We start from the raw sequence: 20,994 nt of genomic DNA on the forward strand, positions 1-20,994 counted from the left end.
GGGCGGGGGATGTCGTGACGAGCCGGGTGGCGGGGCGGATCGCCCAGGCCGATCCGGGCGAGTTCGCCGCCGCGATCCGTGATGTTCTGGATCAGGCGGCGGACCCCTGGGCGGTGCGCGCGGCGGTGCGGGACTTCACCTGGCCCGCCAATGCGGCGGCGCTGCACTCGCATCTGGCCGAACTGGTCGCGCGGGGGCGGTAGGAAAATATCCTCCCCGGTACGGGGAGGGGGACCATCCGCAGGATGGTGGAGGGGGCTTTCGGCCAGCTATGACCTGCGTGGAAGCCCCCCTCCGTCAGGCCTTCGGCCTGCCACCTCCCCGTGCCGGGGAGGATAATGAGATTCAGGCGTCGTCGAGCGGGTACAACGCCGCGCAGATCTTGCGGCCTTCGCTGCGCAGCACGCCCCAGGCGCGGGCGGCGGCGCGGCTGTCCATCACCTCGACGCCCAGCCCGCGTGCCTCCAGTGCCGCGACGAAAGCGGCGGGCGCCCGGCGCAGATTTGCGCCGGTGCCGAGCAAGAGAAACTCCGGCGCTTCGTCGACCAGCGCCGCGACCGATTCGGGAGCCAGCGCCGCGAAGGGCGGCGGGCTCCACGGCTCGTGCCAGTCGGGCGAGAGGAGCAGCGCGGGATAGGCGATCTCGCCCACCCGAAAGCCCGTGGCGGCAAAGCCACGGACGATCGGGCCGGGCGCGGTCGGATCGCGCGTGATGCGGATCGAATCGCTCACGCGGGCGCTCAGCTCTCGCGCGGGGTGATGCGCTCGGCGTCGGCCACCTTGCGCTTGTCGGTGGTGCCGGGCTTCTCACGGTTCGGCTCGGCGCGCAGGCCCAGCGTGATGAGCAGCGAGGACGAGACGTAGATCGACGAATAGGTGCCGACCACGATGCCCAGGATCATCGCCGCGGTGAAGCCGCGCAGCACATGGCCACCCAGCAGCAGCAGCGCGATCAGCGCCAGCAGGATCGTGACCGAGGTCATGACCGTGCGCGGCAGCGTCTCGTTCACCGACAGGTTGATGATCTCGCGCATGTCCATCTTGCGATAGCGGCGCATATTCTCGCGGATGCGGTCGTCGATGACGATCTTGTCGTTGATCGAATAGCCGATGATGGTCAGGAACGCCGCGATGATCGTCAGGTCCAGCTCGAACTGGGTGATCGCGAAGAAGCCCAGCGTGACGAGAAGGTCGTGGACGATGGCGACGATGGTCGACACGCCGAACTGCCATTCGAAGCGGAAGATGGCGAACAGGCCGATGCCCAGGATCGCCAGAACGACCGCCAGCACGCCGTGCTTGATCAGTTCGCCCGACACCTTGCCCGACACCGTGTCGTAACGGCTGAACGTCGCGCCGGGAAATTGCTGGCCTAGCGCGGCTTCCACCTTGCGGACGACGGCGTTGGTCGCGCCTTCGTCATTGGACTTGGGCACCGGCAGGCGGATGCTGACCGTGCGGCCGTCGCCGACCGCCTGGATATTGGCTTCACCCACGCCCAGCCCGTCGATCACCGAGCGGACCCGGTCGGCCGAAGGCGGGGTGGGGAACTTCTCCTCGATCATCAGGCCGCCGACGAAGTCGACGCCCAGATTGAGGCCCTTGGCGAACGTCACGCCGACCGCCAGCAGGGTGAGCGCGAGCGTTAGCCCGAACGCCCAGCCGCGCAGGCGGACGAAATCGATGTTCGTGTTGTCGGGGACGAGTTTCAGGAGGCGCATGATCTGTTCTCCTGCCTCAAATATTGATGGTCTTGGGCTTCTCGCGGCGCAACCACAGCGCCACGAGCATCCGCGTGAAGGTAACGGCGGTGAACACGCTGGTCACGATGCCGATCAGCAGCACGACCGCGAAGCCCTTCACAGGCCCCGAGCCGAGCACGAGCATGATGACGCCCGAGATCGCATGGGTCACGTTCGCCTCGAAGATGGTGCGGCTGGCTTCCTTATACCCCAGCTCGACCGCCTGGACGACGTTGCGCCCGCGTCGTCGCTCTTCGCGAATACGCTCGTTGATCAGCACGTTGGCGTCGACCGCGGTGCCGATGGTCAGAATGAAGCCCGCGATACCCGGCAGGGTCAGCGTCGCGTTCAGCATCGCCATGACGGCCAGGATGACCAGCACGTTGATGACGACCGCGATGTTCGCATAGATGCCGAACCGGCCATAGGTGACGGTCATGAAGATGATGACCGCGACCGCCGCGATCGCCGAAGCCAGGATGCCTGCGCGGATCGAATCGGCGCCTAGATCGGGGCCGACGGTGCGTTCCTCGACGACCTTCAGGTCGATCGGCAGCTTGCCCGAACGCAGCGAGATCGCCAGCTGGTTCGCCGTGTCGACGGTGAAGTTGCCGCTGATCGAGGCGCGACCGCCCAGGATCGGCTCGTTGATGTTGGGGGCCGAGAGCACCTGACCATCGAGGATGATGGCAAAGGGCTTGCCGGTATTTTCCTGCGTGATGCGCGCGAACTTGCGGCCGCCTTGCGCGTCGAAGGTGATCGCCACCTGCGGCGCGTTGGTCTGCTGGTCGAAGGTCTGCTGCGCGTCGATCAGCTGGTCGCCCGAGATGATGACCGGCCGCTTGACCGCGATCACCGGCGCGCCCAGCGGATTGCCCGGATAGGGCAGGACCTGGCTGCCCGCGGGCGCATTGCCCTTGGCCACCTCGACCGGGTTGGCGGTGGTGTCGACCAGCTTGAATTCCAGCTTGGCGGTCTTGCCGATCAGGTCTTTCAGCTGTTGCGGATCCTGCAGGCCGGGCACCTGCACCACGATGCGGTTGCTGCCCTGCTGAAGGATCGTCGGTTCCTTGGTGCCCAGCGCGTCGATACGCCGCCGGACGACCTCGGTCGCGGTCTTCATCGCGGTGTCGACCGCCTGGGTCAGGCCCGCCTGGGTCGGCTTCAGAACGAAGCGCGAGGTGTCGACGACGTTGATGTCCCATTCGCGCTGGCCGGTCATGCCCGCCCCGCCGCCGGTGATCGCCAGCAGGCGCTCGCGCGCGGCATCGACCTGCGAGGGATCGCGCAGCATAAAGCTGAGCTGGCCGCCCCGCACCGAGATATCGCCGATGTCGATACGCGGATTGCCGCGCCGCATTTCGGCGGCGACCTGATCGCGCATCGTCTCCAGCCGGGTATTGGCCAGATCGCCCGTGTCCGCCTCCAGCAGCAGATAGCTGCCGCCCGCCAGATCGAGGCCCTTGTTCACGCGGGGATGCGGGATCGCCCCCCAGCTGTTCGTGACGCTCTCAGGCAGGAAGCTCGGGACCGCCAACAGGCACAGGGCCGCCAGCAGCGCGACGATGGAAGCGACCTTCCAGCGGGGGAAATCCAGCATGGGGTCAGTCGTTCGCGGGCTTGGCGGTGGGGTCGATCACGTCGGTCAGCGTCGCCTTGACCACGCGGACGCGGACATTGGGTGCGATCTCGACCTCGACCAGCTGGTCCTCGACCCGGGTCACCTTGCCGACGATGCCGCCCGCCGTGGTGACCTGATCGCCCTTCTTGACCGCCTCGATCGACGCCTGCAGCGTCTTCATCCGGCGCTGCTGCGGGCGGATCATCAGGAAATAGAAGACGACGAAGACGAGGAGCAGCGGCGCGAGGCTGAGGAAGGAGGCGGCTCCGCTCGATGCGGCGGCGCCGGAGGCGGCTGCCATCACGGCGACTGGGGCGGTGAAGGGAATGAACATTCGGACCCGTCTATGCTGAATGGGCACGGGTACGTGCCGACCGATGACGATCGACAAGCCCCCATGTCGGATAGCCTGCCCGCTACCATCGCAGGCGGACAGGCGCAATGGAGAGGCGGATGTGGTGTCGCGACTATCGCAACATCAAGGCTTGCATCCCGGATAAAACCCGCCTAGAGGCCGCCGCTCGGTCGGGGCGTAGCGCAGCCTGGTAGCGCATCACACTGGGGGTGTGGGGGTCGCAGGTTCGAATCCTGTCGCCCCGACCAATCATCTACTGACATCGGTGGACGACGACAGAGCGGGCGAAAGCCCGCTCTTTTCGTTTCTGGCGGGTTCTGCTTTCACCGTGGAGTGAAGCGCGGCAGGTTTGGCTTCATGGCGGACCAAAGCGACCCGAGCTGAATGGTGGCTATTGGGTGGAAAGCGATCGTTCGTCTATGGTGGTGTGGGAAGAGATGGTCGGGTTAAGAAAGCACGGTGAACCAACGTTTTGACCCGCCCTCGTTCGACAACCCTCATCAGGAAGCTGTGTTCTGGCGCGGGGTGCTCGTTCATCATTATGCGATCGTTGAGTTCAAGATATCGGACCTGATAATTCGCACTTTTTACAGCGCAGAATATCAGCATCTTCCAAAGAAGATGAGCTACCCATGGAGCAAGCGATTAAAACAACTTGGTTGCATACTTGATGCTCCGGGGCCACTGTCAGCCTACTCCGCCCAGTGCCGAAACGTGATCGGACAAATTGGTCTTATTGAAAGCGATAGACATCTAATCGTTCATGGCGTGATGAGAATCCACGAGGTTGGTCATGAGCAGGTCGTGCATTTTGAATGCTATGACGCTCAAAACAATCGTCTCAACGAAAATCGATATTACCTGTCGGAAGTGCGCTATATCGCGCAAGAGACTGGTTCCGCCGCTGAAGTGCTTTCGGACCTAATCGATGAAATGATTTCGTTCGCACAGCTACTGCCCATCCCGTTGGGTAAGCGCGAGGCTCGGCAGCGAAACGTGCGCGAATTTTAGTCGATCAAGTCACCTTCCGCCGGTTTGGCTCACTAGGCCGGATCGAAATTCAGTCCCCCCTCAATTCCTCCCCTGCAAGGGGAGGGGGACCATGCGCAGCATGGTGGAGGGGTATCACCGCTTGCGATGTTTAACCGACCTCTCAGACCGGGATACCCCTCCGTCAGGCCTGCGGCCTGCCACCTCCCCTTCCAGGGGAGGAAACAAATGAATGGCGATCCGGCCTAGTTCGCTCCGATGACAGCAATGTCCGCAAGTGGGCGGAAACCGACACTCTACCGCACCACCATCCCCGCGGCCGCAATTTGCGATAACAGATTCGCCCGTACCGCATCCGATACCGGCGGCAGGGGGCGCGCGGCCTTGCCGTGGCGCAGGCGTTCGCGGTCCTTTTCGTCCGGCTCGACAACCCGTACCCGCACCGCCGCCTTGCCGACCGCGCGCAGGCCGAGCTGCTCGGCGGCACCGCGCGACAGGTCGATGATCCGCGACGAGCCGGCGAACGGCCCGCGATCGTTGACCCGCACGATGATCCGCCGACCGGTATCGAGCGCCGTCACCTCGACATAGCTGGGCAGGGGCAGGGTGGTGTGCGCCGCCGTCGCCCAGCCGGGGCGGAAGCGTTCGCCGTTCGCGGTGCGCTTGCCCGATTCGTTGCCATACCAGCTGGCATAGCCCAGCATGTCATAGGTGGTGTCCTCGGCCGGAACATAGGTGACGCCGCGCACCGTATAGGGCTTGCCGATCCGTACGGGATAATCGCTGACCGGCCGGTAACTGCCACCCGAACAGGCCGCGAGCAGGGCCGCCGCCGCCGGAGCCCATCGGCGCATCGCTTTCCAAACCACCATGCGCCTCGATTAGGCGTGCCGCGCGGCGGGATAAAGCCGTTTGCGCCTCCGTCCGGCGCAGACTATCCCCGTATCGACCGGCAGGGGCTTTCAGCCACGCCGCCGGGCTATCGCATCGGTGCCCCTTGGGGCTTCAAACGGGAATATGGTGCAAATCCATAGCTGTCCCTGCAACTGTAAGCGGTGAGCGCGTGATGCCGGTTCCTGCAACAGGGAACAGCCACTGGAGCGATCCGGGAAGGCCGCATTGCCGACGCTTCGACCCGCAAGCCAGGAGACCTGCCGATGCGAGTCGCTCTTGCCGCGATCCAGGGGATGGTCATGGCCAGGATATATTGTATCATGCGAGCGACGCCATATGGCCGACCCGAATCGGAGACCCAGCCCGGCGTGCGCCCGCTCGAGCCTGGGGACGACCGCGACAGCGGAAGGTCGGCCTGAGTCGCAACGGCGCTCTTAAGCGTGATCCGCCCATGTCCGAAGTTCCTATCCGACCCTCGCTGAAACGCCGTGTTACATTGCTGATGGGGGCGCTGGTCGTCATCAATATCGCCGTCTGGGGCTGGGCGCTGAGCGTCTTTGCGGGCAACAGCCTGATGCTGGGGACGGCTTTGCTCGCCTATAGCCTGGGCCTGCGCCATGCGGTCGATGCCGATCACATCGCCGCGATCGACAATGTGACCCGCAAGCTGATGCAGGACGGCCAGCGGCCCATCGCGGTCGGCCTGTGGTTCGCGATCGGCCATTCCGCCATCGTGCTGATCGCGGCGACCACGGTCGCGCTGGCGGCGAGCACCCTGTCCGACTTCGAGGCGTTCGGGCAGAGCGGCGGGACGATCGCCACCATCGTCTCGGCCAGCTTCCTGTTCGCCATCGCGATCATGAACCTGATCATCCTGCGCGATGTCTGGACCCGCTTCCGCCGCGTCGCGCGCGGCGAGCCGATGGCCGAGGCGGATGCGGATATGCTGTTTTCGGGGCAGGGACCTTTGTCCCGCCTGTTCCGGCCGCTGTTCCGGCTGATCCGGCGCAGCTGGCACATGGCGCCGCTGGGCTTCCTGTTCGGGCTGGGCTTCGACACCGCGACCGAGGTCGCGATATTGGGGCTGTCGGGGTCGCACGCGGCGGACGGCGTGTCGCTGGCGACGATCCTGGTGTTCCCCGTCCTGTTCGCGGTCGGCATGGCGCTGATCGACACCGCCGATGGGCTGGTGATGCTGGGTGCCTATGAATGGGCGTTCATGCACCCGCTGCGCAAGCTCTACTACAACATGACGATCACCTTGGTCTCCGCGCTGGTCGCGCTGGTGATCGGCGGTATCCAGGCGACCGCGTTGCTGGCCGAGCGGTTCGGCTGGACGGCGGGGCCGTTCCGTTATGCGGCGGCGCTGTCCGAGCATTTCAACGTGCTGGGCTTTGCCATTGTCGGGTTGTTCGTGGTCTGCTGGGGCGCGAGTTTCCTCCTCTATCGCTGGCGCGGGTTCGCCGCGATGGAGGCGCGAATTGCAAAGCCCGGCGCGGCGGGATAAATGCCGCATATCGGGGGCGAAAGCGCCCGAAGATCGCGCCGGTGCCCGCAAGGGCTTCAAACGGGAATGGGGTGCAAATCCCCGGCTGTCCCTGCAACTGTAAGCGGCGAGCGAGCGATGCTGGTGCTCCCATGAGGGCACGGCCACTGGAGTGATCCGGGAAGGCGCATCCCTTTGCTTTGACCCGTGAGCCAGGAGACCTGCCGGCGTCATGGTCGCTCTTGCCTGGACCCAGGGGGTGGTCGGGGCACGGTTCTCCGTCGGGGAGCGACGAAGCCATGCGGCCGGGGCCGCATCGGTCGCCGATCAGCGGGGCGGACGCAACTTCGCGCCCGTCCGTCACCGCTCCGGCGATCCGCCCCGTCTCGCTTTCGCTCGTCCGGCGCGTTGGAGAAATATCATGCGTGACCTGTCCAAGGTCCCCGTCACCATCGTCACCGGCTTTCTGGGCGCGGGCAAGACCACGCTCATCAGCCACCTGATCCGCAACGCCGGGGGGCGTCGCCTGGCGGTGGTCGTCAATGAGTTCGGCACGCTGGGCGTCGATGGCGATATCCTGCAATCCTGCGCCATCCCCGACTGCCCGGCGGAGAATATCGTCGAGCTGGCCAATGGCTGCATCTGCTGCACGGTCGCCGACGACTTCATCCCCACGGTCGAAAAGCTGCTGGCGATGGAGCCGCGCCCCGATCACATCCTGATCGAGACGTCGGGGCTCGCGCTGCCCAAGCCGCTGCTGAAGGCGTTCGACTGGCCCGCCATCCGCTCGCGCATCACCGTCGACGGCGTGGTGGCGCTGGCCGATGCGGAGGCCGTCGCGGCGGGTCGCTTCGCCCCCGATCTCGACGCGGTCGAGGCCCAGCGCGCCGCCGATCCCAGCCTCGACCATGAAACGCCACTGTCGGAGGTGTTCGAGGACCAGCTGGCCTGCGCCGATATCGTCCTGCTGACCAAGGCGGACCTCGCCGGGCCGGAAGGCGTCGCCAAGGCGCGCGCCATCATCGCCACCGAGGCCCCGCGCCCGCTCCCCATGGTCGAGGCGGTCGACGGCATCGTCTCGGCCGAGATCGTGCTGGGTCTGGAGGCCGCCGCCGAGGACGACATCGCCGCGCGCCCCTCGCACCATGACGGCGCGGACGATCACGAGCATGACGATTTCGACAGCATCTCGGTGATGCTGGGCGAGGTGGACAGCCCCGAGACGATCGCCGCCCGGATCGTGACGCTGGCCGAGCAGCAGGATATCCTGCGCGTGAAGGGTTATGCCGCCGTCGCGGGCAAGCCGATGCGGCTGCTCGTCCAGGCGGTCGGTCGCCGGGTGCGCACTAGCTACGACCGTCCCTGGGGCGCGGGCGAGCCGCGCGGCACCCAGCTGGTCGTCATTGCCGAGCATGACCGGATCGACCGGCCTGCGATCGAGGCCGTACTGAAGGGCTAAGACCAGTGCATCTCGTCTTTCGCGAGAGCCATGGGCTGGAGGAACAGGCGGTTCCGCAGGATCTGGGGCAGCGCCCCGGTGACGTGGTCGTGCTGTCCTTCTCCGACAGCGACCTGAGCGCCTTTGCGGCGGGCTGGCGGGCGGGGGGATTCCCCTGGTCGCTGCGGCTCGCCAATCTGGCGGCGTTGGTCCACCCGCTGTCGGTCGACACCTATGTCGAGCAGACCCTGGTTCACGCAAAGGCGATCCTGATCCGGCTGATCGGCGGGGCGGGGTACTGGGAATACGGTCTGCGCGAGGTCGAGCGGCTGGCGCGCGAGCGGGGAATCGCGCTTGTCGTACTGGCGGCGGACGGGCGCGAGGATCGTCGGTTGATGGCGGCGTCCACCGTCGACGAGGCGGTGGTGCGGCGGTTGGGGGCGCTGTGCGACGCGGGTGGGGCCGATGCGGTGGCGATGGCTTTGGGCGAAATCGCGGCGTTGCCGTCTGTGGCTCTTGCCCCTCCCCAACCCCTCCCCCTGCCGGGAGAGGGGCTTTTCAAGCCAGCGCTTACCACAAGCACGCCCCTCCCGCAGGCGAGTTGTGGGTCGGCCATGCCCCCGGCATGGCCTGAACAATGCGGGGCATTGTTCACCCACAACTGGGATGGGGGAGGGCCCTCTCCCCAAGTGGCACTCGTCGGAGGCTGGTCCCCGGCGGGTCCGTCGTGCCCCGCCGCCGCCCTGTTGATCGCAACCCGCCCCCGCATCCTGATAACCTTCTACCGCGCCTATCTCGCCGCCGCCGACCTGGAGCCGATCGCCGCCCTCCACGCCGCGCTGAGCGAACGCGGCTTCGACCCCATCGCCCTGTTCGTCCCCTCGCTGAAAGCCGAGGGTGCAGGCCCGTGGATTGCGCGCTGGGTCGCGGCCCTCGCCCCCGCCGCGATCGTCAACGCCACCGCCTTCTCCGCACGCGGGGAGGACGACACCACCCCGCTCGACGGCGCGGGCGTGCCGGTGTTTCAGGTCGCGCTCGCCACCAGCGATCGCGAGGGCTGGGCGGGGTCGGCGCGCGGCCTGTCGCCCGCCGACTTGGCCATGCATGTCGTCCTGCCCGAGATCGACGGCCGCCTGTTCGCGGGCGTGGTCAGCTTCAAGCAACCGGGGACACGCGATCCCGATTTCGACATCGCCCTGCGCCTGCACCGCGCCGAACCCGCCCGCATCGCGGCGGTGGCGGACAAGGTGGCAGGCTGGGCAAGGCTGGCGGCGACCCCGGTGGCCGAGCGGCGGCTGGCGATCCTGCTGTCCACCTATCCGGGCAAGAACTGGCAGGCGGCGCATGCGGTCGGGCTGGACGGCTTCGCCTCGACGGCGGCGATCCTCGGCGATCTGGGCGAGGCCGGTTATGATGTGGCGTGTCCGTCCGACTTGCCCCAGACGCTGCTTGAGAATCGCGTGACTTGGCCCGTCGCGGCCTATGGCGAGGCGCTCGCCACCTTGCCAGAACCCTTGCGCGCCGACCTGCTGGAAAGCTGGGGCGCGGTCGAGGACGACCCGCTGGTCGAGGGTGACGCGTTCCATTTCCCTGCGCTGACGCTCGGCAAGGCGATCGTCGCGCTCCAGCCCGAACGCGGGCGGCGGGACGGGCGGGCCGAGGAGTATCACGACCTCTCGCGCTGCCCGCGCCATTCCTATGTCGCCTTCTATCTCTGGCTCCGCGCGCAGGGGATCGACGCGCTGGTCCATGTCGGCGCGCATGGCACGCTGGAGTGGCTGCCCGGCAAGGCGGTCGCGCTGTCCGACGCCTGTTGGCCCGAGGCGCTGACCCGCGACTGGCCGGTCCTCTATCCCTTCATCGTCAACGATCCGGGCGAGGCGGCACAGGCCAAAAGACGCATCGGCGCGGTGACGATCGGCCATGTCCCTCCGGCGCTGGTGCAGGCGCAGACCGGCGCGGGGCTGGGGCGGCTGGAGGCGCTGCTCGACGAATATGCCAATGCCGATGGCCTCGACCCCGCCCGGCGCGACCGGCTGCGCGCCAGCATCGCCGAGGAGGCGGACAGCGTCGGCCTTGGCGAGACCTTGGGGCTGGCGGGGGCGGAGGATCCGCTCACCCGGATCGACGCATTCGTGTGCGATGTGAAGGACAGCCAGTTCGGCGAAGGCCTCCATATCTTCGGGCGCGGTGAACAGGGCGCGGCGGAGCGGGCCGGGCTGCTCGCGGGTCTGGCCGGGAAGCGCGTTCCGGCGGGGCCTTCGGGGTCGCCCTATCGCGGCCGTGCCGATGTGCTGCCCACGGGGCGCAACCTCTACGCCATCGACCCGCGCGCGGTGCCGAGCCGGGCCGCGCAAGCGCAGGGCGTGAAGCTCGCCGAGGAACTGCTCCGCCGCCACATGCAGGAGGAGGGTGATTACCTTCGCACTCTGATCGTCGATCTCTGGGGCTCGGCGACGATGCGCACGGCGGGCGAGGAATTCGCCATGGCGCTGCACCTGATCGGGGTCGAGCCGGTGTGGGACCATCGCTCCGAACGGGTGACGGGGTTCGAGGTGATGCCGCTGATGCGCTTCGACCGGCCGCGCGTCGATGTGACGCTGCGCGTGTCGGGGCTGTTCCGCGATGCCTTTCCGCATCTGGTCGCGCTGTTCGGGCAGGCGGTGCGCGCGCTTGGGGCACGCGACGAAGCGGCGGCGTGGAACCCCTATGTCGGGCAGGCGGCTCCGCGCGTCTATGGCCCCGCGCCGGGTCGCTACGGCATCGGGCTGGACCCCAATGCGGGCTATGACGAGGCGGCGCGGATCGAGGCGGGGCAGAGCTGGCTCGCCGCCTCCGCCACGGCGCTCGACGATGGCGACCGGCGCGATGCGGACGGGATCGCCGCGCGGGTGGCGGGGGCGCAGGCCTTTGTCCACCTCCACGACCTGCCCGAAAGCGATCTGCTGCTCGCCGCCGACTATGCCGCGCATCAGGCGGGTTTCGCGGCGGCGCGGGCGGCGTTGGGGGAAGGAGCGGCGGCGCTCTATCATCTCGACACACGCGATCCGGCCAGCCCCAAGGCGCGGACGCTGGCCGAGGAGATCGCCCGCACCGTCCATGCCCGCGCCGCCAACCCGCGCTGGGTGGCTGGCATGATGGCGCATGGCTTTCGCGGTGCGGCGGAGATCGCCGCGACGCTCGACCATCTGGGCAGCTTCGCGCATCTGGCGGACGCGGTGCCCGCCGCGTTGATCGACCTGTATTGGGATGCGACGCTGGCTCGGGACGCGGTGCGCGACTTCATGGCGCAGGCGAACCCGGCGGCGCTGGCGGCGATGGAGGCGCGGTTCGCGGCCCTTCATAAGGCCGGGCTGTGGCGGACGCGGCGCAATTCCGTGCTCGCTATGCTGGACGGCGCGGCATGAGCGGCTTTGTCGTCAAGGGCTGGTGTCCCGATGCGTTCCGGCCGATGATGGCGGGCGACGGGTGGCTGGTCCGCGTCCGCCCGCCGCTGGCGCGTCTGACGGCGGCACAGGTGGAGGGGCTGTGCGAGGCCGCCCTGCGGCACGGCAATGGCCAGATCGACCTGACCGCGCGCGCGAATTTGCAACTGCGCGGCGTGACCGAGGCGGGTTGGCCCGCGCTGCTGGAAGAATTGCAGGGGCTGGGGCTGGTCGATCCCGATCCGGTGACGGAGGGGCGGGGCGCGATCCTCGTCAGCCCGGATTGGCGTGAGGGCGACGATACCCATGCCATCGCCAGCGAATTGCGGGCGCGGCTGGCCGAACTGCCCGAGCTGCCGGGCAAGGTCGGTTTCGTGGTCGATGCGGGGGCTGCGCCGATGCTGGCCGACGCACCCGGGGATTTCCGTATCGAGCGGGCCACCACGGGTGAGCTTATGGCGCGCGCCGATGGGCGGGCGGGCGGTGTGACCGTCACCCGCTCGAATGCCGTCGACGCCCTGATCCGGCTGGCGCACTGGTTCGCCGATAGCGATGGTCGCATTGCCGGGCGGATGGTGCGTCACAAGGCGACCCTGCCCGAATGGGCCGAAGGCGACGCCGTACCTGCATCGGGCGCGCCGATGCAGCCCGGCGGGCATCCGGTCGGCGCGGCCTATGGTCTGCCCTTCGGCCGGATCGATGCCGAATCGCTGGCGGCGTTCGTCCGCCGCCATGGTTGCGCGGTCCGCCTGACCCCGTGGCGGTTGCTCATCGCAGAGTCTATCGCACCGGCCCCGGTCGCCGGGATGCTGCTGGCCGACAGCCCGATCCTGCATGTCGATGCCTGTGTCGGCGCGCCCGCCTGTCCGCAGGCGAGCGTCGAGACCCGCGATCTCGCCACCCGTCTCGCGCCGCTGATCGACGGTCATCTGCACGTCTCGGGTTGCGCGAAGGGCTGCGCACGGGCACGGGCGGCGGACTGGGTGCTGACCGGGCGGGAGGGGGCTTTCGATCTGGCCTGCAACGCCCGCGCCGGGGCCACGCCCCTTCACACCGGATTGACGCCCGAGCGGGCGGTCGCGCTTCTCGGAGCCTGTTGATGCCCTACACGTACGAAACCGATGGCGCGGCGATCTATCGCCAGTCCTTCGCCATCATCCGCGCCGAGGCGGAACTGGCCCGCTTCGATAAGGAGGAAGAGCCGGTCGCGGTGCGCATGATCCATGCCGCCGGGCTGGTCGAACTCGCACCGTCAATCCATTTCTCGCCCGGCTTTGCGGTCGCAGGCCGGCAGGCGCTGGCGAACGGTGCCGCGATCCTGTGCGATGCGCATATGGTCAGCGAAGGCGTCACGCGCGCGCGTCTGCCCGCCGACAATCCGGTGATCTGTACGTTGCGCGATCCCGCCGTGCCCGTGCTGGCGAAGGAGATGGGCACGACCCGTTCGGCCGCCGCGCTGGAGCTGTGGCGGCCGCATCTGGCGGGGGCGCTGGTCGCGATCGGCAATGCGCCGACCGCGCTCTTCCACCTGCTGACCATGCTCGAAGACCCCGACTGCCCGCGCCCGGCCGCGATCATCGGCTGTCCCGTCGGCTTCGTCGGCGCGATGGAGTCGAAGGACGCGCTGTGGGAGGCGCAGCCCGTTCCTTCCGCCATCGTGAAGGGGCGTCCCGGCGGCAGCGCGATCACCGTCGCGGCGATCAACGCACTGGCGAGCCGCGCCGAATGACGGGGACCGTTCACGGCGTCGGGCTGGGTCCGGGCGCGGCGGACCTCATGAGCGTGCGCGCCGACCGGCTCGTGCGCGGGGCGCGGCACGTCGCGTATTTCCGCAAGGCCGGGCGGCGCGGCCATGCGCGCACCATCGTCGAGGGGATGCTGCGCGATGATGTCGTGGAATATCCGATGGACTATCCGGTCACGACCGAGATCCTGTTCACCGACCCGCGCTATAATGAATGCCTGTCCGCCTTCTATGCGGCGTGCACCGCGCATATCCTGTCGCTGGTGCAGGCTGGGGAGGATGTCGTGGTGCTGTGCGAGGGCGATCCGTTCTTCTACGGATCGTTCATGCACCTGCACAGCCGGTTGAAGGATCATGCTCCGGTCGCGGTCGTGCCGGGTATCACCGGCATGTCGGGCGCCTGGACGGCCAGCGGCGCGCCGATCACCTGGGGCGACGATGTGCTGACCGTCGCGATGGCGACTCTGCCGGAGCCGGAACTGACCCGCCGCATCGCCCAGACCGACGCGCTGGTCGTCATGAAGATCGGCCGCCATCTGCCCAAGCTGCGCCGCGCGATTGCGGCGGCGGGACGGACGGATCAGGCGTGGCTGGTCGAACATGCCGCCCAGGCGGGGGAGCGGGTGCGCCCGCTGACGCAGGTGGAGGACGCACCCGCCCCCTATTTCTCGATCGCGCTGATCCATGGGCAGGGGCGGCGGCCATGAGCGGCTGGCTGATCGTGGCAGGGCTGGGGCCGGGCGCGGAGGCGATGGTGACACCCGAGGTGTCGGCGGCGCTGACGCAAGCGACCGATGTCGTTGGCTATATCCCGTACGTCGCGCGCGTGCCCGAGCGGCCCGGCCTGACCCGCCATGCCAGCGACAACCGGGTCGAGCGCGACCGCGCGCTGCACGCGCTGGAGATGGCCGAAGCTGGGCAGCGCGTGGTCGTCGTATCCTCTGGCGATCCGGGGGTGTTCGCGATGGCGGCGGCGATCTTCGAGCGGGTCGAAGAAGACCCCGAGCGCTGGTACGACCTCGACATCCGCGTCCTGCCCGGCATCACCGCGATGCTGGCGGCGAGCGCACGGGCGGGCGCGCCGCTGGGGCATGATTTCTGCGCGATCAACCTGTCGGACAATCTCAAGCCCCAGGCGCTGATCGAGCGACGGCTGGCGCTGGCGGCGGAGGCGGACTTCGCCATCGCGCTCTACAATCCCCGGTCCAAGGCGCGGCCCGATGCGCTGGATGCGGCCTTTGCGCTGTTGCGGCAGGTGTGCGGCGACGACCGCCCGGTGCTGTTCGCCCGCGCCGTCTCGACGCCCGAGGAGCAGTTGCGCATCGTGCCGCTTCCGCAAGCGCGCGGCGAGATGGCTGACATGCGCACCGTCGTCATCATCGGGTCCAGCCGTACGCGCATGATCCCCCATGCGGGCCAGCCGATCCTCTACACCCCCCGGACGACGCCGTGATCCAGCCAGTCCAGCACGGCCGCGACGTTCCCCACCTGCGGGCGGGGCGGGATGAAGGGGCGGTCGATCATCACGACCGGCAGGGCCAGTTCCCGTGCCGCGTCGAGCTTTGCCCGTGCGCCGGAGCCACCTGCATTCTTGGCGACCAGCATCTGGATCCGATGGTCCCGCAGCAGCGCCAATTCGCCCGCCAGCGTGAAGGGACCGCGATCCACCACCAGATGATGGTGCGGCAAGGTCGGCTCGGCAGCATCGACAAAGCGCAACAGGTAGAAATGCTGCGGCGCGCTGGCGAAGTCGCCGATGGTCTGGCGACCGAGCGCCAGGAAGATGCGCGCCGGATCGGCGCCGAGCGCGGCCACCGCCTGTTCGGTATCCGTCACGCGAATCCAGCGATCACCGGGGCCGTCCACCCATTCGGGTCGGGTCAGGGCGAGGATTGGCACGCCCTCCATTTTCGCCGCCGCGATGGCATTGGCGCTGATCCGCGCGGCGAAGGGATGGGTCGCGTCGACCAGATGCGTCACGCCCTCGCTGCGCATATGGTCGGCCAGCCCCTCGACACCGCCGAACCCGCCGATGCGTGTCGGGATGGCCTGCGCGCGGGGGGCTTCGGTGCGGCCCGCATAGCTCAGCACCGCCCGCTCGCCACGCGCGGCCAGTGCGGTGGCCAGGGCGCTCGCCTCGGTCGTGCCGCCGAGCAGAAGGATGTGGCGCATGGCTGACTCCCAGGCGTGGCTGACGATCGTCGGGATCGGCGAGGATGGCTGGGACGGCCTGACCGCCCCCGCGCGCGCCGCGATCCTGGCCGCCGATAGCGTCATGGGCGCGCCCCGTCACCTGTCGCTGTTGGCCGGGCAGGGGCGGGCGGAGCGGATCACCTGGCCCGTGCCCTTTGCCGATGGCGTGCCGATGCTGCTCGAACGGCGGGGTGAGCGGGTGGTCATGCTCGCCTCGGGCGATCCCTTCTGGTTCGGGGCGGGGTCGGTCGTCACGCGCCATCTGGAGTCGGGCGAGTGGGTCGCCTATCCGGCGCCGTCCACCCTGTCGCTGGCGGCGGCGCGGCTGGGCTGGCCGGTCGAGACGATCCAGAGCATCGGACTGCACGCCCGCCCGGTCGAGACGCTGCGCCCGCATCTGGCACCGGGGCAGCGGATATTGGCGCTGATGCGCGACGGCGCTTCGGTGACGGGGATGGCAGCGTGGCTGACCGAGCAGGGGTTCGGCGACAGCGCGCTGACCGTGCTGGAGGCGTTGGGCGGTCCGCGCGAGCGGGTGCGGGCGAGCACGGCGGACGCGCTCGATTGGACCGACATCGCCCATCCGGTCGCGGTGGCGATCGAGCCTGCCGGAGCGGGCCGCGTCCTGCCCTGCGCCAATGGCCTGGACGATGACTGGTTCGCGCATGACGGACAGATCACGAAGCGCCCCGTCCGCGCGCTCGCGCTTTCCGCGCTCGCCCCGCGACCGGGCGAGTTGCTGTGGGACATCGGCACGGGATCGGGATCGGTCGCGATCGAATGGCTGCTGAGCGACCCGACCACCCGTGCCATCGGCTTCGAGCGTGACCCCGCACGCCTGGCCCGCGCCGCCGACAATGCCGGGCGGCTGGGGCTGACCCGGCTGGAACTGGTCGAGGGCGATGCGGTGGCCGAACTGGCCGAGCGTCCGCACCCCGATGCGGTGTTCGTCGGCGGGGGCCTGTCGCGGCCGCTGGTCGAGGCGCTGCGGATGCTGCCCCGCTGTCGCCTCGTCGCCCACGCCGTCACGCTGGAGACCGAGGCGTTGCTGGCCGAATGCCATGCCCGTCATGGCGGCGAGTTGCTGCGCATCGAACTGGCCCGCGCACGACCGCTCGGCACCAAGCGGGGGTGGAAGGCGAGCTATCCCATCGTGCAATGGCGGGTCGCATGGTGATCGCCGGGTTCGGATGCCGGGCGGGGGCGACCCCCGAGTCCTTCCGCAATGCCTTGGCCGCGACCGGCACGCGCCCCGATGCACTGGCCGTACCGGCTGACCGGGCAGGGGCGATCGCGTCCTTCGCCGAGGCCAAGGGGCTGGCCGTCCACCCCATCGCCGCCGACGCGTTGCAAGGTATCGATACTCCTACCCGCTCGACCGTCAGTCTGGCCGCGTGCGGCGTCGGCAGCGTCGCCGAAGCCGTCGCGCTCGTCGCCGCCGGGCCGGGGGCGCGGATCGTCGTCACCCGCACCATCTCCTCCGACCGCATGGCGACTTGTGCCATCGCCCAGGGACCCGAATCATGACCGTCCATTTCATCGGCGCCGGACCCGGTGCCCCCGACTTGCTGACCCTGCGGGGCCGTGACCTGATCGCCGCCTGTCCGGTGTGCCTCTTTGCCGGATCTTTGGTGCCCGAGGCGGTGCTGGCCCATTGTCCGCCCGGCGCGAAAATCGTGAACACCGCGCCGATGACGCTCGATGAGATCATGGCCGAGATCGCGGACGCCCACGCCAGGGGGCAGGACGTCGCCCGGCTCCACTCCGGCGACCTGTCGGTCTGGTCGGCGATGGGCGAGCAGGTGCGGCGCTTGCGGGACATGGGCATCCCCGTCTCGGTGACGCCGGGCGTGCCGTCCTTCGCGGCGGCGGCGGCGGTGCTGGAGAGCGAGCTGACGCTGCCCGGCATCGCGCAATCGGTGATTCTGACCCGCACCCCCGGCCGCGCCAGCGCCATGCCCGAGGGCGAGTCGCTGTCCGCCTTCGCCGCGACCGGCGCGACGCTGGCCATCCATCTGTCGATCCACAATCTGGCCAAGGTCGTCGCCGACCTGACCCCGCATTACGGCGCGGACTGTCCGGTCGCGATCGTCTGGCGCGCGAGCTGGCCTGAGCAGCGGATCGTCCGCGCGACGCTGGCCACCATCGAACAGGCCGCCGCCGATGGCCCGGAGCGCACCGCGCTGATCCTGGTCGGTCGCGTCCTCGACCAGAGCGATTTCGCCGAGAGTCGTTTATATGCGGAGGGCTATGACCGCCGCTATCGCCCCGGAAACAGCCTGGTATGACACCGGGCCTGATGATCGCCGCGCCCGCATCGGGGACCGGCAAGACCACGGTGATGCTGGGCCTGCTGCGCGCGTTCCGCGACGCCGGGTTGCGCGTACAGCCGTTCAAGAGCGGCCCCGACTATATCGACCCCGCCTTTCACCGCGCGGCGAGCGGGCGGGCGTCGTTCAACCTGGACGGCTGGGCGATGCCCGCCACGCTGCTCGACACGCTGGGGCAGCGGGGCGCGGATGCCGAGCTGGTGCTGGCGGAAGGTTCGATGGGCCTGTTCGACGGCGTGGCGAAACCCGGCGCGACCGGCATGGGCAGCAGCGCGGAGACGGCCCGGCGCATGGGCTGGCCCGTCATACTGGTCATCGACGTGTCGGGACAGGCGCAGTCGGCGGCGGCGACCGCGCTGGGCTTTGCACGCTATGATCCCGAATTGCGCGTGGCGGGCGTGATCCTGAACCGCGTGGCCAGCCCACGCCATGAGCGTCTGGCGAAACTGGGGTTCGAGGAGATCGGCCTGCCGGTCTTCGGTGCGCTGCCCCGGCGCGGCGATCTGGTCCTGCCCGAACGGCATCTGGGGCTGGTGCAGGCCGTGGAACATCCCGAACTCGATCGGCTGATCGGCGACTATGCGGCGTTCCTGGCGGCACATGTCGATCTCGAGGCGATCCGTGCGGCGGCCTATGCGAAGCCTGCCCCACCCACGACCGGTACGCTTCCGCCACCGCCCGCGCAGCGGATCGCGCTGGCGCAGGATGCGGCCTTTTCCTTCGTCTATCCGCACATGCTGGAGGGCTGGCACGCGGGCGGCGCGGAAATCCTGCCCTTTTCCCCGCTGGCGGACGAAGCCCCCGATCCTTCCGCCGATCTGGTATGGCTTCCCGGCGGCTATCCCGAGCTTCATGCCGGGCGGCTGGCGGCGGCGGAACGGTTCCGGGCTGGCCTTGCAAATCACGCCCAGACCAAACCCATTCACGGCGAGTGCGGTGGTTACATGGCGCTGGGCGAGGCGCTGATCGACGCCCAGGGCGTCAGCCACCGCATGGCCGGGCTGCTCGGCCTCGTCACCAGCTATGCCAAGCGCAAGATGCACCTGGGCTATCGCCGCGCGACCCTGCTCGGCGAGGTAGCGGGGATGCCCGAGGGCGCGGTGCTGGGCGGGCATGAGTTTCATTATTCGACCGTGCTGGAACAACCCGATGCGCCGCTGGCGCATGTCGTCGATGCGCAGGGCGAGGCGGTGCCCGAGACGGGATCGCGGCGCGGGGCCGTGACCGGCACCTTCTTCCATCTGGTGGCGCGCTGGTGGTGATGGGGGTGGTGAGGGGTTTCGTCCATCTGATCGGTGCAGGACCGGGCGATCCGGAACTGCTGACGCTGAAGGCGGTGCGCTGTCTGGGGCAGGCCGATGTCGTCCTGTTCGATGATCTCGCCGCCGGGCCGATGCTGAGCCATTGCCGGAGCGATGCCGAATTGATCGCGGTCGGCAAGCGCGCGGGCCGCGCCTCGCCCAAGCAGGGCGAGATCGACCGGCTGCTGGTCGATCATGCGCTGGGCGGCAAGCGGGTCGTCCGGCTGAAGTCCGGCGATCCGGGTATCTTCGGGCGGCTGGAGGAAGAGATCATCGCGCTGAAGGCCGCCGCCATTCCCTTCGAAATCGTGCCCGGCGTCAGCACGGCGAGCGCGGCGGCGGCGGCGGCGGGCCTCCCGCTGACCCGGCGGTCGGAGGCGCGGCGGGTGCAGTTCGTGACCGGCCACGACGTCACCGGCGCGCTGCCCGCCGACCGCAACATGGCGGCGCTGGCGGATGCGGGCGCGACCACGGTCGTGTTCATGCCCAAGCGGACCTTTCCCGCACTCGTCGAGGCGCTGGTCGCGCATGGCCTGTCGCCGGAGACGCCCGCGCTGATGGCCGAGCATGTCGGCTGCCCCGACCAGAGGCTGACCCGCGCAACGATCGGTGCGCTGGCGGCGCAACTGGCGGCGTCCGTATCGGACAAGGCGGCGCTGATCCTCTACGGCCCGCTGATGGAGGATCTGTGATCCATCTCGACCTGATCGGCATCGGCATGGGGAATCCCGACCACCTGACCCGCGCGGCGGAGACGGCGATGCGCGCCGCCGACCTGATCCTGCTGCCGCGTAAAGGTGACAAGGCCGAGCTGATCGACCTGCGCCGCGATATCTGTGCGCAGGTGCTGGCGGGGGTAGCGACGCGGGTGGTCGAATTCGATCTGCCCGAACGCGCGGCCGAGGGAGACTATCTCGACAATGTCGAGCGCTGGCATGATGCGATCGCCGGGTGCTGGGCGGCGGAGATCGCGGCGCATCTGCCGCGGGGCGGGCGGGTGGCGCTGCTCGTATGGGGCGATCCCTCGCTGTACGACAGCACGATCCGCATCGCGCGGCGGCTGATCGCGGTCGAGCGGGTGACGGTGGTGCCCGGGATCACCAGCCTGCAACTGCTCTGCGCCGCCCACGCCATTCCCTTCAACGCGGTCGGGGCGCCGGTGATGGTGACGACCGGGCGGCGTCTGCGCGAGGGCGGCTGGCCGCAGGGGGCGGACAGCGTCGCGGTGATGCTCGACGGCGGTTGTGCGTTCGCGACGCTGGACCAGCCGGATGCGATCATCTGGTGGGGGGCGTATCTGGGCATGGCGCAGCAGGCGATCGAGGCCGGGCGGCTGGCGGATGTGGCCGAGCAGATCGTCGCGCGCCGGGCGGAGCTGCGGCGCACATATGGCTGGATCATGGACGTGTATCTGCTGCGCCGGGGCGGCGATCTGGCGGGGGAGGGGTTGTGATCGCGTTCCAAACTGCCCCCCT

The 20,994-nt window shown here is 68.8% G+C and carries 20 protein-coding genes, 1 tRNA gene, 1 pseudogene and 2 riboswitches; of the genes and pseudogenes, 16 read left to right on the top strand and 6 right to left on the bottom strand.

What is annotated here, in order from left to right; genetic code table 11:
• Nucleotides 1-203 (top strand): annotated as a pseudogene (locus BSZ14_RS16480) (glycosyltransferase); the annotation flags it as partial.
• Between the two features lie 142 nt (nt 204-345).
• Here BSZ14_RS16480 and BSZ14_RS16485 read toward each other — a convergent pair.
• From BSZ14_RS16485 to yajC, 4 genes are read right to left on the bottom strand one after another with little or no spacing between them, the layout of a single operon-like run.
• A complete protein-coding gene (locus BSZ14_RS16485) occupies nt 346-732 on the bottom strand; it encodes an Mth938-like domain-containing protein (RefSeq protein ID WP_241823802.1) in 387 nt (128 codons plus the stop codon).
• An 8-nt stretch (nt 733-740) separates the two neighbouring features.
• Complete coding sequence (gene secF / locus BSZ14_RS16490; RefSeq protein WP_076711758.1) at nt 741-1,721, bottom strand: protein translocase subunit SecF; 981 nt, start codon at nt 1,719-1,721, stop codon at nt 741-743.
• A gap of 16 nt (nt 1,722-1,737) precedes the next feature.
• Complete coding sequence (gene secD, locus BSZ14_RS16495; RefSeq protein ID WP_076711759.1) at nt 1,738-3,342, bottom strand: protein translocase subunit SecD; 1,605 nt, start codon at nt 3,340-3,342, stop codon at nt 1,738-1,740.
• 4 nt (nt 3,343-3,346) lie between these two features.
• The gene (yajC, locus tag BSZ14_RS16500; protein ID WP_076711773.1) at nt 3,347-3,664 is read right to left on the bottom strand and encodes a preprotein translocase subunit YajC; all 318 of its coding nucleotides are present in this window, start codon (nt 3,662-3,664) and stop codon (nt 3,347-3,349) included.
• Between the two features lie 225 nt (nt 3,665-3,889).
• Between yajC and BSZ14_RS16505 the strand changes: the two genes are divergently transcribed.
• A tRNA-Pro gene (locus BSZ14_RS16505) sits at nt 3,890-3,966 on the top strand.
• Nucleotides 3,967-4,177: 211 nt separating this feature from the next.
• Nucleotides 4,178-4,729: a hypothetical protein gene (locus BSZ14_RS19440; RefSeq protein ID WP_139330500.1), complete on the top strand. Its 552-nt coding sequence runs from the start codon at nt 4,178-4,180 to the stop codon at nt 4,727-4,729.
• A 275-nt stretch (nt 4,730-5,004) separates the two neighbouring features.
• Here the strand turns inward: BSZ14_RS19440 and BSZ14_RS16510 are convergent, their stop codons facing one another.
• Nucleotides 5,005-5,562: a septal ring lytic transglycosylase RlpA family protein gene (locus BSZ14_RS16510; protein WP_076711774.1), complete on the bottom strand. Its 558-nt coding sequence runs from the start codon at nt 5,560-5,562 to the stop codon at nt 5,005-5,007.
• A 117-nt stretch (nt 5,563-5,679) separates the two neighbouring features.
• A riboswitch (cobalamin riboswitch) is annotated at nt 5,680-5,881 on the top strand.
• 172 nt (nt 5,882-6,053) lie between these two features.
• Between BSZ14_RS16510 and BSZ14_RS16515 the strand changes: the two genes are divergently transcribed.
• The 7 genes from BSZ14_RS16515 to cobJ all read left to right on the top strand — a co-directional run bounded on the left by BSZ14_RS16515 (nt 6,054) and on the right by cobJ (nt 15,148).
• Nucleotides 6,054-7,109, top strand: a complete 1,056-nt coding sequence (locus BSZ14_RS16515; protein ID WP_076711760.1) for a HoxN/HupN/NixA family nickel/cobalt transporter — start codon at nt 6,054-6,056, stop codon at nt 7,107-7,109.
• A gap of 22 nt (nt 7,110-7,131) precedes the next feature.
• A riboswitch (cobalamin riboswitch) is annotated at nt 7,132-7,331 on the top strand.
• A gap of 178 nt (nt 7,332-7,509) precedes the next feature.
• The gene (cobW, locus tag BSZ14_RS16520) at nt 7,510-8,547 is read left to right on the top strand and encodes a cobalamin biosynthesis protein CobW (protein ID WP_076711761.1); all 1,038 of its coding nucleotides are present in this window, start codon (nt 7,510-7,512) and stop codon (nt 8,545-8,547) included.
• Nucleotides 8,548-8,552: 5 nt separating this feature from the next.
• On the top strand, nt 8,553-11,933 hold the full coding sequence (gene cobN, locus BSZ14_RS16525; RefSeq protein ID WP_076711762.1) for a cobaltochelatase subunit CobN: 3,381 nt from the start codon (nt 8,553-8,555) through the stop codon (nt 11,931-11,933).
• Nucleotides 11,930-13,051 (top strand): cobalamin biosynthesis protein CobG, encoded by a 1,122-nt coding sequence (locus BSZ14_RS16530; protein ID WP_076711763.1) that lies wholly within the window; start codon nt 11,930-11,932, stop codon nt 13,049-13,051. Before cobN ends, BSZ14_RS16530 begins: the two co-directional genes overlap by 4 nt.
• The gene (locus BSZ14_RS16535) at nt 13,051-13,680 is read left to right on the top strand and encodes a precorrin-8X methylmutase (protein ID WP_076711764.1); all 630 of its coding nucleotides are present in this window, start codon (nt 13,051-13,053) and stop codon (nt 13,678-13,680) included. The genes BSZ14_RS16530 and BSZ14_RS16535 overlap by 1 nt, the downstream gene beginning before the upstream one ends.
• Nucleotides 13,677-14,402, top strand: coding sequence for a precorrin-2 C(20)-methyltransferase (locus BSZ14_RS16540; protein WP_076711765.1), 726 nt, complete (start codon nt 13,677-13,679; stop codon nt 14,400-14,402). Before BSZ14_RS16535 ends, BSZ14_RS16540 begins: the two co-directional genes overlap by 4 nt.
• Nucleotides 14,399-15,148: a precorrin-3B C(17)-methyltransferase gene (gene cobJ, locus BSZ14_RS16545; RefSeq protein WP_076711766.1), complete on the top strand. Its 750-nt coding sequence runs from the start codon at nt 14,399-14,401 to the stop codon at nt 15,146-15,148. The genes BSZ14_RS16540 and cobJ overlap by 4 nt, the downstream gene beginning before the upstream one ends.
• Here cobJ and BSZ14_RS16550 read toward each other — a convergent pair.
• The gene (locus BSZ14_RS16550; RefSeq protein WP_076711767.1) at nt 15,124-15,867 is read right to left on the bottom strand and encodes a cobalt-precorrin-6A reductase; all 744 of its coding nucleotides are present in this window, start codon (nt 15,865-15,867) and stop codon (nt 15,124-15,126) included. The genes cobJ and BSZ14_RS16550 overlap by 25 nt on opposite strands.
• Between BSZ14_RS16550 and cbiE the strand changes: the two genes are divergently transcribed.
• The 6 genes from cbiE to cobF are packed head-to-tail and all read left to right on the top strand — an operon-like array spanning nt 15,866 to nt 20,972.
• A complete protein-coding gene (gene cbiE, locus BSZ14_RS16555; protein WP_076711768.1) occupies nt 15,866-17,065 on the top strand; it encodes a precorrin-6y C5,15-methyltransferase (decarboxylating) subunit CbiE in 1,200 nt (399 codons plus the stop codon). The two genes, BSZ14_RS16550 and cbiE, sit on opposite strands and share 2 nt — an antisense overlap.
• Nucleotides 17,059-17,415, top strand: a complete 357-nt coding sequence (locus BSZ14_RS16560) for a cobalamin biosynthesis protein (protein WP_076711775.1) — start codon at nt 17,059-17,061, stop codon at nt 17,413-17,415. Before cbiE ends, BSZ14_RS16560 begins: the two co-directional genes overlap by 7 nt.
• Nucleotides 17,412-18,176, top strand: coding sequence for a precorrin-4 C(11)-methyltransferase (gene cobM / locus BSZ14_RS16565; protein ID WP_076711769.1), 765 nt, complete (start codon nt 17,412-17,414; stop codon nt 18,174-18,176). Before BSZ14_RS16560 ends, cobM begins: the two co-directional genes overlap by 4 nt.
• A complete protein-coding gene (locus tag BSZ14_RS16570) occupies nt 18,173-19,480 on the top strand; it encodes a cobyrinate a,c-diamide synthase (protein ID WP_076711770.1) in 1,308 nt (435 codons plus the stop codon). The genes cobM and BSZ14_RS16570 overlap by 4 nt, the downstream gene beginning before the upstream one ends.
• Nucleotides 19,480-20,211 carry a uroporphyrinogen-III C-methyltransferase gene (gene cobA / locus BSZ14_RS16575; protein WP_241823803.1) on the top strand — a complete coding sequence of 244 codons (732 nt, stop codon included), beginning with the start codon at nt 19,480-19,482 and terminating at the stop codon, nt 20,209-20,211. Before BSZ14_RS16570 ends, cobA begins: the two co-directional genes overlap by 1 nt.
• The gene (cobF, locus tag BSZ14_RS16580; RefSeq protein ID WP_076711771.1) at nt 20,208-20,972 is read left to right on the top strand and encodes a precorrin-6A synthase (deacetylating); all 765 of its coding nucleotides are present in this window, start codon (nt 20,208-20,210) and stop codon (nt 20,970-20,972) included. Before cobA ends, cobF begins: the two co-directional genes overlap by 4 nt.
• The last annotated feature ends 22 nt before the right edge of the window (nt 20,973-20,994 follow it).

Source organism: Sphingomonas sp. Sph1(2015) (assembly GCF_001970915.1).
In the GTDB taxonomy this organism is placed as follows: Bacteria; Pseudomonadota; Alphaproteobacteria; order Sphingomonadales; family Sphingomonadaceae; genus Sphingomonas; species Sphingomonas parapaucimobilis.